Genomic DNA, 12,315 nt, shown 5'->3' with positions numbered 1-12,315 from the left:
GCGGTGGGCGAGCGCCGGGCAGCGGACCCCGTTCTACAGGCCGCTGGGGCACCGACCCCACCGGTGACCCGCCCGCGACCGCATGGTCAGCCGGTTGCGGCCCCGTGCGGGGAGACGGGGCGTTCGAAGAGTGCCTCCAGCACGATCGTGGCCCGGGTTCCGTTGACTCCGTCGATCGCGTGGATCCGGCGCAGGACGTCCTGGAGTTGTTCGGTCGTCGCGGTCCTGACCTTCACCAGCACCGAGGCGTTGCCCGCGATGATGTGGGCCTCCACGATCTCGGGGAGCGCCGCGAACTCCGGGGCGGTATCGCCCATCCAGCGGGTGGAGTCGACGGTCACGTACGCCAGCACCCCGTACCCCAGGGCCGTCGGATCGACCTCGGCCGTGGTGCGCCGGATCACGCCCCGCTCCCGCAGTTTCCGGACCCGTTCGTGCGCCGCGCCGGTGGAGAGGCCCGCTGCCTGGCCCAGCGCCGCATAGGACTGTGTCGCATCCTGCTGGAGTTGCTCCAACAGCGTCCGGTCGATGTGATCCACGACTCTCCATTCGGTGGGCACTTGAAGTGACCATATCTCATTCGACACTATTCGATCAGCACCGAAAATCATTCGGCACCTGTTGGAAGGGATGGATATCCATGACCACCGAGCGCCCCGCGCTGTACGAGATCCTCGACGACCGGTTCCGTACCGGGCGGTGCATGAACGGTGACGACGGTCTCGAAGTCCTGCACAGCGGTTGCCGTTGGGCCGAGGGGCCCGTCTATGTGCCCGCCTGGAGGCAGGTCGTCTGGAGCGACATCCCGAACGACCGACTGCTGCGCTGGGACGAGGAGACCGGCGCGGTGAGCGTCTTCCGGCGTTCCGCGGGACACCCGAACGGCAACACGCTCGACCGCGAGGGCCGGCTCATCAGCTGTGAGCAGGGCAACCGGCGGGTGACACGGACCGAGCACGACGGCACGGTGACGGTGTTGGCCGGCCACTGGCAGGGCAAGCGGCTGAACAGTCCCAACGACGCGACGGTGAAGTCCGACGGCTCGGTCTGGTTCTCCGACCCGGACTTCGGCATCACCAGCGACTACGAGGGCTACCGGGCGGAGAGCGAGATCGGCTCCAACAACGTCTACCGCGTCGACCCGTCAACCGGCGAAGTGCGCCTGGTCGCCGACTGTTTCGGCGCACCGAACGGGCTGGTCTTCTCCGCGGACGAGCGGCAGCTGTTCGTCTCCGACACCCGGGCCGGTTTCATCCGTGTCTTCGACGTACGGGACGACGGCACCCTGTCGGACGGCGAGGTCTTCGCCGCCGCCGGGGCGCGCGAGGCGGCTCGTTTCGACAACCTCCGCTTCGACGACGGCGGTCGGCTGTGGGCCGCCGCGATGAACGACGGGGTGCACTGCTACGACCCGGACGGCACCCTGATCGGCCGGCTCCGCGTCCCGGAGGCGGTGGCCAACATCTCCTGGGGCGGGGCGAAGCGCAACCGCCTGTTCATCGCCGCCGAGACGAGCCTCTACTCGGTGGTCATGGGCGTGACGGGGACGCACCCGACCGGCCCCGGGCGCAGGCCGTGGCTGGACCCGCGGGGCTGAACGATCCGGGGCGCGGGCCGCGCGGTGCCCGCGCTCCAGGGTCCCGCCCGTCCCGGGTCACCCCACGGAGCCGCACCCCAGCAGGGTGAGGCGGCGCTCGCCGAAGGTGCGCATACTCGGTCACATGAAGAAGCACGGGCAACTCGCCGACTTCCTCCAGGCGCGCAGAGGCCAACTGCGGCCCGGGGACGTCGGATTGCAGACATACGGTGAGCGGCGCCGGGTACCGGGGCTGCGGCGGGAGGAGCTCGCGATGCTCGCGGGCATCAGCGCGCCGTACTACTCCCGCCTGGAGCAGGGCCAGTCGCACAACGCCTCCCCGGAGGTCCTCGACGCCCTCGCCGGTGCGCTGCGGCTGGACGAGTCGGAACGTGCCCACCTGCACGCCCTGGCCCAGACACCGAGAGGAGGCAAGACCGCCGGCCGGCCGAGGCCCGAACGGATCACCGAGGCCACCAGGACCCTGCTGGCCGCCCTCGACGGCACGCCGGCCATCGTCCTGGGCCGCCGCAGCGACGTCCTGGCGTGGAACCGCCAAGGGCACGCGCTGTTCGCCGGACATCTCGACCGGAGCGGTCCCGACGATCCCGGCCGACGGCCCAACATGGCCAGGACGGTGTTCCTCGACGCGCACACCCGCGACCTCTACACCGACTGGCCGGCCAAGGCGAGGGCCGTGGTGGGCAACCTCCGGCTGACCGCCGGCCGCTATCCGGACGATCCGCTGCTGGCCGCTCTCGTCGGTGAACTGTCCGTGCACAGCACGGAGTTCTCCTCGATGTGGGCGGACCACCGGATCGTTGCCTGCGGCGCCGCCGACTACGAGATGCGCCATCCGCTGGTCGGGACGCTCACCGTCACCCAGCAGACACTGCAGAGCCCGCAGGGCGACGGGCCGGCCCTGGTGGTGGCCACGGCCGCGCCCGGATCGCCCTCCGCGACCGCTCTGGCCCTGCTCGCCCACACCGTGGCACCGCAGGAGACGGCCCGGCCACAGCACGACGTGAGCCCCAGCGCCACCGGCTGACCGAACCCTTCCGCCGACCGCCGCGTAGGCATCCGCCGCGGTGCCCCGCGCTGCTCCGCCCCTCACCGCGCCCGCCCGCCGGGCCGCACCCCTTGATCACGGCACCGCACCGCGGCTGCCCCATGCCCGAAAACGGAGAACCATGTCCAAGCGAGCCGTCATCACCACCCTGTCCGCCCTCCTCGCGGCCGCCGCAGCCCTCACGACTGCCGCACCGGCCGGCGCGACGCCCGGCAGCGGGGGGCCGCTGACCGACGTCCGGATCAGCCGCCACTTCAACCTGACGGAGCACCAGACGCCGGAGAACATCGCCTTGCTGCCCGACGGCTCGGCGTACGTCACCTTCGCCGCCGCCCGCCAGGTCGCCCGCATCGCTCCCGACGGCGCGATCCGCATCCTGGCGACACTGCCCGCACCCGCCGACGGCGGAGTCAACACACCCGTCCTGAAGTTCGCCCTGACCACCGGCATCGTCCGCACCGCGGACGGCACCCTGTACGTGCTGTACGCCACCGGCACATCCGACCTCACAGGCCTGTGGCGGCTGCGCCCCGGCCAGGAACCCCGGCGCATCGCCGCCCTGCCGGCGGACGGCCTGCCCAACGGCCTCGCCCTGGACGAGCGCGGCAAGCGGTTCTACATCACCGACTCGGTCCTCGGCACCGTGTGGACGGTACCCACGGCCGGCGGCACACCCACCGCGTGGTCCACCGCCCCCGAGCTCGCCTCGACCGGATTCCTCGGCGCCAACGGCGCGAAGCTGCACAACGGCGCGCTGTGGGTGAGCAATCTCGACCTGGGCACTCTCCTGCGCATCCCGGTCCTCCCCGGCAACCGCGCGGGCACCCCGCAGATCAAGGCGTCCGGCCTCGTCGGCATCGACGACTTCGCCTTCACCGGCCACGGCAACCAGGTCCTCGCCGCACTCAACGGCCCCAACCAGGTCGTACGCGTCCGCCCCGACGGCACCAGCGCCACCGTCCTCGACGCCGCCGACGGACTCCAGGGCCCCACCTCCATCGCCCTGCGCCGCGACAACGTGTACGTGCTCAGCGCCGCGTACAACACGTCCACCGACCCGAACCTGCTGCGCGCCCGCCTGAGCACGCGTCGGTGACGACCGGTTTCCTGACCGGCCGACGGCCTCCCCCGCCGGATTTCCGTCGATTGTCGTCGACTCCCTGCGGGTTCGTCCGCGATCGGTAACAGAGGCAGCCCGTACGGCCGTTCGTATGTCTATATAGGGGCAGGGGATCGATGGAAACGACAAAGGGGCGGGCCGGCATGGCAAGGCACAAGGGAACGTCATGGCACGGCCGGCTTCTCGCGGCGGCGCTCGGGGTGACCGCGTTGGCCGCCGCCACCTCGGTGTGGACCGCGCAGGCGGGCACCGTCGTCGCAGGTCCTCAGACGCGCGTCTCCTCGCCGGAGGCGGAGGAGAAGCCCCAGGACCGGGTGGCCAAGGTGGCGGTGGACATCGCGCACGCCTCCGACCGCGGCCCCAAGGGCGTCAACATCACCATCGACGACGGACCGGACCCGACCTGGACGCCCCAGGTGCTGCAACTGCTGAAGGACAGTGGCGTGAAGGCCACGTTCTGCATGGTGGGCACGCAGGCCGAGGCGTACCCGAACCTCGTCAAGGCGGTCGTGGCCGACGGCCACCGTCTGTGCAACCACACGGTCTCGCACGACACCGCCATGGACAAGAAGTCCGAGGCCTACCAGTCCAAGGAGATCCTGGACGCCGAACGCATGATCACCAAGGCGTCCGGCGGCGTCCGGCCGCAGTACTACCGCGCCCCGGGCGGTGCCTTCACCCCGTACAGCCGCCAGCTCGCCGCTTCCCGGGGCATGCGGCCGCTGGGCTGGAACGTCGACACCAAGGACTTCGAGCACCCCGGCGTGGACGCCATGGTCGCCACCGTCAAGAGCGAGATCTCCAACGGGCCGACCGTCCTCTTCCACGACGCGGGAGGGGACCGCTCCCAGACCCTGGCCGCGCTGCGCGAGGTGCTGCCCTGGCTGAGGCAGCAGGGCTACTCCTTCGGCTTCCCCGTTCGTTGAGCCGGCCCGTCGGCGCGGACGCCCGGACGACCGGGGGTAAGCACTCGCCCGCTCCGTACGCCCGGACACTCGGACGTACGGAGCGGGCGGCGCCGGTGAACGCTCGCTCAGCGGCGTCGGGCCGGGGTGCGTAACCGACGGGATCAGGTCGTCATCGACGGCTTCCCCGCCGACCGCTTCCCGGCCGGCGGCCTTTCGCGGAGGGCGTCGACGATCGCGCGCTGACCGGTGGGCCGCACCGCGGGCTCTCGCCGGGGTCGGGCCGGGCTCGCGGGGTCGCCCGGCCCAAACGAAGGACCCTAGCTCCGCCACACCTTGCTGGTGGCGATCTTCTCCAGCTCGGCGAGGGTCAGCGCGGGGTACTCCCGGGTGGCGGCCTGGTTCTGGTTCGCCGTGTTGAAGGCGGAGATCACCACACGGAAGCCGTCGGGACGGATCGTGTCGACCTGCCTCATGTTCACGCCCTCACCGCCCTTCTCGCCGGGTCCTTCGTGTGTGACGACCTTCGTGCCGTCCGCCAGGACCTTCGCGTCGGAGCCGAAGAGATCACCTGCGACGTCCGACATGTCCGGCTGCACGTTGATCTGTACGAGGCTCTGGCCCTGCCCGTCGTCCACCACGACGTACGCGTACTCCGTCTCCTGCTTCCCGGACGCCTGCACCGTCAGGCCGTCGGGAAGCTGCTTCTTCAACTCGCGCAGGATCGCCTCACCGCTCATACCCCGCGGGGCCGAGGGTGCCGGTGCCGGCTGCGCGGGTTCCGGGAGCGACTCCAGGATCGGGCGCCACTCGTTGGCCCGGACCAGTGCCTCCATCCGGTCCAGGGACAGCGGAGGCGCGGGACGGCTGACCGGAGCGCCCTTCTCCGCGGGCGCGTTCCATTCGGACACCGAGACCCGGTAGCCCTCGGGCGTCAGCAGGTCCGCGTACCACCACTTCGTCTCCTCGCGCCGGTCCGGATACTCCCAGCCCTTGAACAGCAGGAGGCGCGAGCCGTCCTTCAGCGTCGTGGCGGAGCAGGCCTCGTACCCGTTGAGATTCTTGTCGGGGCAGGAGAACTCGTCCTCGGTCAGCGTCTGGGGGGAGTGCTCCCGGGCCAGGGTCACCGACAGCGCGGACTTCCCGTGACCGTCGTCGTACACGACAGAGGCATACGGCGCGCTCAGGTCCTCCTTGCCACCCTTGTCGCCGGCGTCGCCGCTCCGCTGCTCGCTGAGGCGCCCTTCCGGCAGCAGACCCGCGAGTGTCTTGATCACCTGCGGCCCGGAGGAGGGACGCCCGGACGCGTCCTTGGCCCCGTCGGCGGACTCCGTCGACGGGGCGCCCACGGCCGCCCCGTCGCCCCCGGCCCGAGAGGCGCCGACGCCTCCGGTGACGTACGACCCGCCGAGCCCGATCGCGGCCAGTGCGGCCACGCTCCCGGTCACGACGGCGCTGCGGCGCAGCACCATCCGGCGTCGGCCGCGCGCGACCCCGCCGTCCACGAGCGGGCGCCCCGCGGCGGAGAACCCATCCCCCGCCTGCTTCATCGCCGCGCCGAGCTTGCCTTCGAAGGCGTCCCAGTCCTCCTGAGCACCGTTTTTGTGCATGCCGACCACCACCGTCCCCACACCTGTGGAAAAAGGAACCAAGAAAAGAAGAACGAAGAGGATGCAGTGCGCTGACGAATCAGTGCGCGGACAGCTCGCCGATGCTGTCGCCGAGTTGCTCACGCAGCCGGGCGAGTGCGCGGGTGCTGCGGGTGCGTACCGCCGCCGAACTGACGTGAAGCGCATCCGCGGTCTCCGTGACCGACCGGTCCTCCCAGTAACGCAGCACGATCACCGCCCGGTCCTTGGGCGGCAGGCCGCTCAGCGCGTCGAGGAGCGTCATCCTCAACGAGGCGTCTCCCGGCGTGTCCCCTGCCCGGTCCGGCAGTTCGGCGCTCGGTCGTTCCCCGGCGGACTTGCGCCGCTGGTGCCCGAGATAGCACCGCACCAGCACAGTCTGCGCGTACGCCGCCGGATTCCCGACCCGCGAGATGCGCCCCCAGACCGCGTACATCCGGCCGAGTGTCTCCTGTGCGAGATCCTCGGCGAGATGCGTGTCCCCGCCGGTCAGCAGGCACGCCGAACGGAACAGATGACCCATACGGGCTTCCGCGAACACGCGGAAGGAACCTTCCCCGGACTGCCTCAACCGCCACTCCCTCTCACCTACACCCTTATAGATGCGGTGACCGCGGGGAAATGTTTCACGTGGTCGGCCGCGGCTTGTGACCCGGCCGGCCACCGTCCCCCGGTGCCACGGCACCGGGCGTCGGCGCCCGCCGAGGCTCGCGGCGCCCAGGGCGAACTGTCTCGTTGCACGGCACTCGGAAATCTATGGCGACGGAGGTAGACATTGGGTGGTGCGGTGGCTATGGTTTCTCTTGTAGCCGAGATCGAGACAGCCCGGCAGAGATGAACTGCCAGGCATGCGTGACACGTAGGTGCAGTTCGCAGGACGGTGCGGTGGTGGAGTTCCGAAGCCAGGGAAGTCGCAGGACGGCGACGGGGCTGACGACCGGACCGGGTGGCCCGCAGTGATGAGGGGCCGCCACGAGAGGACCGTCGGATCACTCCGGCGGAGCAGTTCGCAGTCCCAGCGGTATCAGCAGTGCGGTTTTCAGAAGTTCCTCGGTAAAGGCGTCGGCTGCGGGCGCGCGTGCCGGGAGGTTCGGCAGTGGGGTTCCAAGCCAGAGCAGATGCAGGACGGGCGACGGGGCTGGCTGCCGGAGGGTGGTGCCTTTCGAGGCCACCAGCAGTACGCAGTATCCGCAGTACGCAGGTCCCGATCAGGCAAGTAGTTCATCCAGAGGGAAGAAACGGAGGAGTTGACCGCCATCAGGATCGCCCGGGCGGAGTCAGAGAACCCGGGTACCGCAGGACATCGATAGTGAGGTGGTCTCCGGTCAAGCAACCGCGATCCCCGCGGCCCCGACCGTTTTCAGGCCGGGTCTGCGGAAACAGAGAGCCGGTGGATTTTCACAGCCGGCAGATGGTGTAGCAGTTCCTTCGGGGCCCTGGTGCGAACGCACCAGGGCCCCTCCACGCGTTCCATAGAGAGGTGCAAGTGACAGCAGACGACTCGTTCGGCCGTCTCGACGACGACGACTACCCCGCCTATACGATGGGCCGGGCCGCCGAGATGCTCGGCACCACCCAGGGCTTCCTCCGCGCCATCGGTGAAGCCCGCCTCATCACCCCGCTCCGCTCCGCGGGCGGCCACCGCCGGTACTCCCGCTACCAGCTGCGCATCGCCGCCCGCGCCCGGGAACTCGTCGACCAGGGCACCCCCATCGAGGCTGCCTGCCGCATCGTCATCCTCGAGGACCAGCTCGAAGAGGCACAGCGCATCAATGCCGAGTACCGCCGGGCCGGCGCATCGGTCGACTCGCCACCCGCCGGCTGAAGTGGTGCGCACCTGCCGGGTACCAGCAGGTGCGCTCACACGTCCTGGGATGTGGCGTGCGGCCGACGCACGCCACTCCCCAGTGGGCCCGTTTGGGGCACTCCGAGAGGCCGTTCGCGATGTGCGGTGCTCTCAGCCTTCTCGTCGGGCCGCCGCCTCCTGCAAGTACGCGGAGATCATGGCGAGGTCATTGGCGATGTCCAGCACACCGCTGACATCGGTCGTCGGGGTCGAGGCGCCGTTCACCCCGGCGAAGAAGGCGTCGAAGCGGCCGTTGCCCTTGTCCAGGTAACCGGCGATCGTGATGGCGCCGACGGCCAGGCGGTTGTTGAGCGCGTCCAGGCCGACGGCGGCGCCGGTCTTCGCGAACACCTTGCCGCGGGCGGGGCAGTGGGTGCAGTTGTCGGCCAGCAGACCGTCGACCCCGAGGATGGGCAGCGCGTTGCGGAAGACCGCCGCCTCCGGGGTGTGCTGCCAGTACGACAGCATCTGCACGACGGCCTTGGGGGTGGCCCGGTCGGCGGGGTTCCCGCCGCGGCCGTCCGCGAGCTGGACCTGCTTACGGTCGACGCCCGCGCGGTCCAGGAAGTCGGCCAGCACCGGGAAGCCGTCCATGCAGTCCTTGCTGCCGTTCGCGACCGCCATCAGACAGATGGCGAGGTTGGCGCCCAGGTTGTGGCTGACCTTGAAGATGAGCTTGGCGTACTGGGCGAACGGCGGCGAGGTGTACACAGCCACCCGCGGCCGGCCGTTGTACGAGGCGGGGAGCTGCCCGACCGGGTTGGCTCCGGTCGCCTTCGCTGTCACCTTCACCCCCGCCCGCCCCAGCGCCTCGATCAGCGCGGTGCGCCCGAAGGCCGCCGGGTCGGTGATGGGCGACACCTTCAGCGCCGGTGCGGAGCCGGCCGCGATGGTGCCGGAAAGCCGGATCCGGGTGCCGTTGTCGGAGGTCGTCACCTCGATGTCCGTCGGCTTCCCCGCCGCCACGGTCCTGACCGTCGACGTGACGCGGTACGGAGCGACCTTCGGCCGCCAGTCCAGTCGCGCGGGCGCGCCGGGGCGGGCGCCGGGCGTGGTCAGCAGATCGATCAGGTTGTCATTGATGATCAGCGGCGTCGGGACGGGGTCGAAGAGCGGCTCGGGCCGGAAGAGCCGGTCGTCGACGATCACGTTGCCGTTGACGCGGGTGATGCCAAAGCTCCTTACCTGCTGCGCGATCTTGTCGATCCCGGCGAGCGGGTTCTCCGGGGTGAGCGTGGCGCCCGGGAAGTCGTCGGCGTACGTGTGGTCGAGGTCGGTGTAGTCGACCGTGCCGTCGGGGCGGGTCCTGCCGCCCATGGTCAGGTCACCCTGCGCGACGAGGTCCAGGTCGCCGTTCAGCGTGGATCCGCGCCGCTCGCCGACCGCGTGGACGGGCGTCCTGAAGCGGTGGCCACCGCCGAGGGTGTCCCACGCCCCGGAGGTGCCGAAGAGCTTGGCCACCGAGCCGGGGATGAAGAACTGTTCGGCGAACCGACTGTGGACGACCCGCCCGCTGTCCGGGTCCTGCTGGAGCAGACCCCACTGGGCGTTGGGGTAGTCCGGTTTCCGCATGATCTCCGTGATCCGCGGGTCGAGCCGCCCGGGACCGCCGTCGCCGGACGACGCGGACGCCTGGGCTGCCGCGCCCGAAGTCAGGGCCACGAGCAGCAGGGCACAGCATCCGGCGACCATGCGATGCCGAAGGGATCCGGATCTCTCTCCTCGTACCGAAGCACGCACCGTTCGTCTCGGCAGTTTCCTGGCCATGGGATTCATGGGGTCAGGTATGGACCCCGAGGGCCGCCGGACGCGGGCGGCGCGAACGGTTGTCACCCGAACGGAACGGAGCATTCGTCGAGATGCGCGGTGAACACCGGGTCGGTCGCGGGGGCAGGGCCAGGCCGTGCCTCGCCGGTGAGGAGGCAGGCTGTGCCTCGTCGGACGTGGGGAACTGCGATGTGGGGGCTCGATGCCGCCCCGCGATCACCGGGCCTGCGTCCACCTGCGGCTGTAGATGGGCCACCACCGGTTGAACCTCATTGCCCCCGCCGGGCCGTCAGGCCGATGCCCCACTGTCGACGACCAGGTCGGTGCCGACCACCGCGCCGGCGGTGGGCGAGGCCAGGTAGAGGACCGCGGCCGCCACCTCTTCGGCCTCCGCGACCCGGCCGAGTGGGTTCTCCGACTTCACCCGCTCGGTGCGGTCGGCCTCCGTCTCGCCGGGCCGTAGCGACATGGGAGCGGCGGAGGCGCCCGGGCTGACCGCGTTGATGCGAATGCCCTGGTGGATGTGGTCGAGAGCGGCGGCGCGGGTCAGTGCGGAGACGGCTGCCTTGGAGGTGATGTACGCGGCGGCGTTCGGGATACGCAGGTGTGCCCCGAGGTTGGAGGCGATGTTGACGATGACCCCACCTCCGTTCTCCTTCATGTGAGCGATCTCGTGCTTCATGGCCAGCCAGACGCCGGTGACGTTGGTCCGCAGCACCGCGTCCCAGTCCTCCTCGCTCACCTCTCCGACAGGGACGGCGCCGCGGAGTATCCCGGCGTTGTTGACCGCGATGTCTAGGCCGCCGAATCGGGTGACGCTCTCGTGTACGAGGTCGCGGAGCCGGTCGGAGTCGGTGACGTCGACCGTGATGGCGGCAGCCGTGCCACCGGCCGCCTCGATGAGGCCGACCGTCTCGTCCAGGGAGGCCGCGGTGCGACCCGCGGCGATCACGGATGCGTCCTGGGCAGCGAAGGCGAGCGCGATGGCGCGGCCGAGACCGGAGCCCGCGCCCGTGACGAGCACGGTTTTGCCAGTGAAACCGTTCATTTCGCGACTCCCTTGAGTAAAGGACTACTTGGTAGAGAAGGGCGAAGGCGTATCGCCGCTGGACGTCACGACGTGGGTGGCTCTCCCGGCGGTCATACGCCTCCTCATAGTTGATCGATCGGTCTGTTATTCGGGCATGCGAGAGAAGGCTCGGTGGTTCCGGCGCATGTGATTCAGTCCAGCAGGGTCAGCGCCTGCTCGGCCGCATCCCGCACGCGGGTGGGATCGCTGGACGCCTTGCCGACGACCCGTACGCCCTGCAGCAGGACGAGCAGCATGCGGGCCAGCATGAGCGGATCGCGATCCTCCGGCAGCTCGCCCTGGGCTCGCGCCCGTACGAGCGCGCACTGCAGCAACGTCTCGAGATGCTCCCAGCTGATCTCGACCCGGCGGGTCGCCGCAGGGTCGTGCGGGGCCAGTTCGGCCGCCGTGTTGGTGATGAGGCAGCCATTCAGCCGGCCCTCCGGAGAGGCGGCCTCCGAGGCGAACCGGCGCACCATCGCACGCACCGCGGGCAGTACGGGTCCCGGCTGGGACAGCTCGGCGAGGAGGAGTGGATCACGCCCCTCGGAGTACCGGTCCATGGCCTTCAGGTACAGCTCGTGTTTGTTGCCGAAGGTGGCGTAGATGCTGGCGCGGCCGATGCCGAGGTGCTCGACGAGGTCGGCGATGGATGTCGCTTCGTAGCCGCGCCGCCAGAACAGCTCAAGAGCCGACTGCAGGGCGGCGTCCGGATCGAATTCCTTGGTCCTGGCCACGTCGGAGACCGTAAACCAATACAGAACGATCGGTCAACAATGGCCCGCCACAGGCGGGTTGCTGGGAGCGCCTTGCTTCCCCGCCCTGGCGCTTTCATACCGAGCGGGTGACGAGCGGCGAACTCGCGCTCCGAGCCTGCCCGGGGCCGAGGTCGGGGCCGAGGACGGGGCAGACCCCGGGGTCAGACGGGCGGGGTGTCGGGGCGGGCGTCGTACTCGGCGCGGGCGGCGCCGATGTGCGACAGGTGCGTGATGCTCCACTCCAAGAGGGGGGCGGTGGCTCCGCGGAGCTCCCGGCCCATGGGGGTGAGTTCGTAACTCACGTGCGGCGGCATGACATTGCGTACGGTCCGCGTGAGGATCCCATCGCGTTCCAGGCCGCGCAGAGTGACGGTGAGCATGCGCTGGCTGATCCCGTCGACGGCCCGCTTGAGTTCGGTGAAGCGGCGTGGCCCCTGACTGAGGTTGCGCACGATCAGCAGCGACCACTTGTCGCCGACGATGCCGAGCACCTCACGGACCTGGCACGGATCCTCCGGCTGCGCCGGCCGCCCGTCACCGCCCGCTGTGCCGCTCATGGTTACCTCCAGAGAACCGG

12 protein-coding genes are annotated in these 12,315 nt (G+C 70.2%); 5 read left to right on the top strand and 7 right to left on the bottom strand.

Features of this window, described 5'->3' with window-relative positions:
* Window positions 1-86: 86 nt before the first annotated feature.
* Window positions 87-539, bottom strand: a complete 453-nt coding sequence (locus tag ABTX18_RS12805) for an Lrp/AsnC family transcriptional regulator (protein WP_352122750.1) — start codon at window positions 537-539, stop codon at window positions 87-89.
* Between the two features lie 101 nt (window positions 540-640).
* Between ABTX18_RS12805 and ABTX18_RS12800 the strand changes: the two genes are divergently transcribed.
* The 4 genes from ABTX18_RS12800 (at window position 641) to ABTX18_RS12785 (ending at window position 4,691) form a co-directional block, all read left to right on the top strand.
* A complete protein-coding gene (locus tag ABTX18_RS12800) occupies window positions 641-1,597 on the top strand; it encodes an SMP-30/gluconolactonase/LRE family protein (RefSeq protein WP_352122749.1) in 957 nt (318 codons plus the stop codon).
* A gap of 124 nt (window positions 1,598-1,721) precedes the next feature.
* Entirely contained in the window at window positions 1,722-2,624 is a 903-nt protein-coding gene (locus ABTX18_RS12795; RefSeq protein WP_352122748.1) for a helix-turn-helix domain-containing protein, read from the top strand.
* Window positions 2,625-2,766: 142 nt separating this feature from the next.
* Window positions 2,767-3,741 (top strand): SMP-30/gluconolactonase/LRE family protein, encoded by a 975-nt coding sequence (locus tag ABTX18_RS12790; RefSeq protein WP_352122747.1) that lies wholly within the window; start codon window positions 2,767-2,769, stop codon window positions 3,739-3,741.
* A 167-nt stretch (window positions 3,742-3,908) separates the two neighbouring features.
* On the top strand, window positions 3,909-4,691 hold the full coding sequence (locus ABTX18_RS12785) for a polysaccharide deacetylase family protein (protein WP_352122746.1): 783 nt from the start codon (window positions 3,909-3,911) through the stop codon (window positions 4,689-4,691).
* A gap of 299 nt (window positions 4,692-4,990) precedes the next feature.
* On the opposite strand, the gene ABTX18_RS12780 is transcribed toward ABTX18_RS12785, so the two are convergent.
* Both ABTX18_RS12780 and ABTX18_RS12775 read right to left on the bottom strand, forming a co-directional pair.
* A complete protein-coding gene (locus ABTX18_RS12780; protein WP_352122745.1) occupies window positions 4,991-6,280 on the bottom strand; it encodes a hypothetical protein in 1,290 nt (429 codons plus the stop codon).
* A gap of 79 nt (window positions 6,281-6,359) precedes the next feature.
* Complete coding sequence (locus tag ABTX18_RS12775; protein ID WP_352122744.1) at window positions 6,360-6,869, bottom strand: SigE family RNA polymerase sigma factor; 510 nt, start codon at window positions 6,867-6,869, stop codon at window positions 6,360-6,362.
* A 915-nt stretch (window positions 6,870-7,784) separates the two neighbouring features.
* On the opposite strand from ABTX18_RS12775, the gene ABTX18_RS12770 reads away from it, so the two are divergent.
* A complete protein-coding gene (locus tag ABTX18_RS12770) occupies window positions 7,785-8,123 on the top strand; it encodes a MerR family transcriptional regulator (protein WP_352122743.1) in 339 nt (112 codons plus the stop codon).
* 132 nt (window positions 8,124-8,255) lie between these two features.
* Here the strand turns inward: ABTX18_RS12770 and dacB are convergent, their stop codons facing one another.
* The 4 genes from dacB to ABTX18_RS12750 all read right to left on the bottom strand — a co-directional run bounded on the left by dacB (window position 8,256) and on the right by ABTX18_RS12750 (window position 12,295).
* The gene (gene dacB, locus ABTX18_RS12765; RefSeq protein WP_352122742.1) at window positions 8,256-9,806 is read right to left on the bottom strand and encodes a D-alanyl-D-alanine carboxypeptidase/D-alanyl-D-alanine endopeptidase; all 1,551 of its coding nucleotides are present in this window, start codon (window positions 9,804-9,806) and stop codon (window positions 8,256-8,258) included.
* 394 nt (window positions 9,807-10,200) lie between these two features.
* On the bottom strand, window positions 10,201-10,959 hold the full coding sequence (locus tag ABTX18_RS12760; RefSeq protein ID WP_352122741.1) for an SDR family NAD(P)-dependent oxidoreductase: 759 nt from the start codon (window positions 10,957-10,959) through the stop codon (window positions 10,201-10,203).
* 173 nt (window positions 10,960-11,132) lie between these two features.
* Complete coding sequence (locus ABTX18_RS12755) at window positions 11,133-11,717, bottom strand: TetR/AcrR family transcriptional regulator (RefSeq protein ID WP_352122740.1); 585 nt, start codon at window positions 11,715-11,717, stop codon at window positions 11,133-11,135.
* 182 nt (window positions 11,718-11,899) lie between these two features.
* Window positions 11,900-12,295 (bottom strand): winged helix-turn-helix transcriptional regulator, encoded by a 396-nt coding sequence (locus tag ABTX18_RS12750; RefSeq protein ID WP_352122739.1) that lies wholly within the window; start codon window positions 12,293-12,295, stop codon window positions 11,900-11,902.
* Window positions 12,296-12,315: the final 20 nt, after the last annotated feature.

It is taken from the genome of Streptomyces sp. NPDC096323 (genome assembly GCF_040302845.1).
GTDB lineage: Bacteria > Actinomycetota > Actinomycetes > Streptomycetales > Streptomycetaceae > Streptomyces.
This window is presented reverse-complemented; position numbering and strand designations above follow the sequence as displayed.

Coding starts and splice junctions, on each gene's coding strand:
- ABTX18_RS12800 (WP_352122749.1), top strand. CDS start 641: ATGACCACCGAGCGCCCCGCGCTGTACGAGATCCTCGACGACCGGTTC.
- ABTX18_RS12795 (WP_352122748.1), top strand. CDS start 1,722: ATGAAGAAGCACGGGCAACTCGCCGACTTCCTCCAGGCGCGCAGAGGC.
- ABTX18_RS12790 (WP_352122747.1), top strand. CDS start 2,767: ATGTCCAAGCGAGCCGTCATCACCACCCTGTCCGCCCTCCTCGCGGCC.
- ABTX18_RS12785 (WP_352122746.1), top strand. CDS start 3,909: ATGGCAAGGCACAAGGGAACGTCATGGCACGGCCGGCTTCTCGCGGCG.
- ABTX18_RS12780 (WP_352122745.1), bottom strand. CDS start 6,280: ATGCACAAAAACGGTGCTCAGGAGGACTGGGACGCCTTCGAAGGCAAG.
- ABTX18_RS12760 (WP_352122741.1), bottom strand. CDS start 10,959: ATGAACGGTTTCACTGGCAAAACCGTGCTCGTCACGGGCGCGGGCTCC.
- ABTX18_RS12750 (WP_352122739.1), bottom strand. CDS start 12,295: ATGAGCGGCACAGCGGGCGGTGACGGGCGGCCGGCGCAGCCGGAGGAT.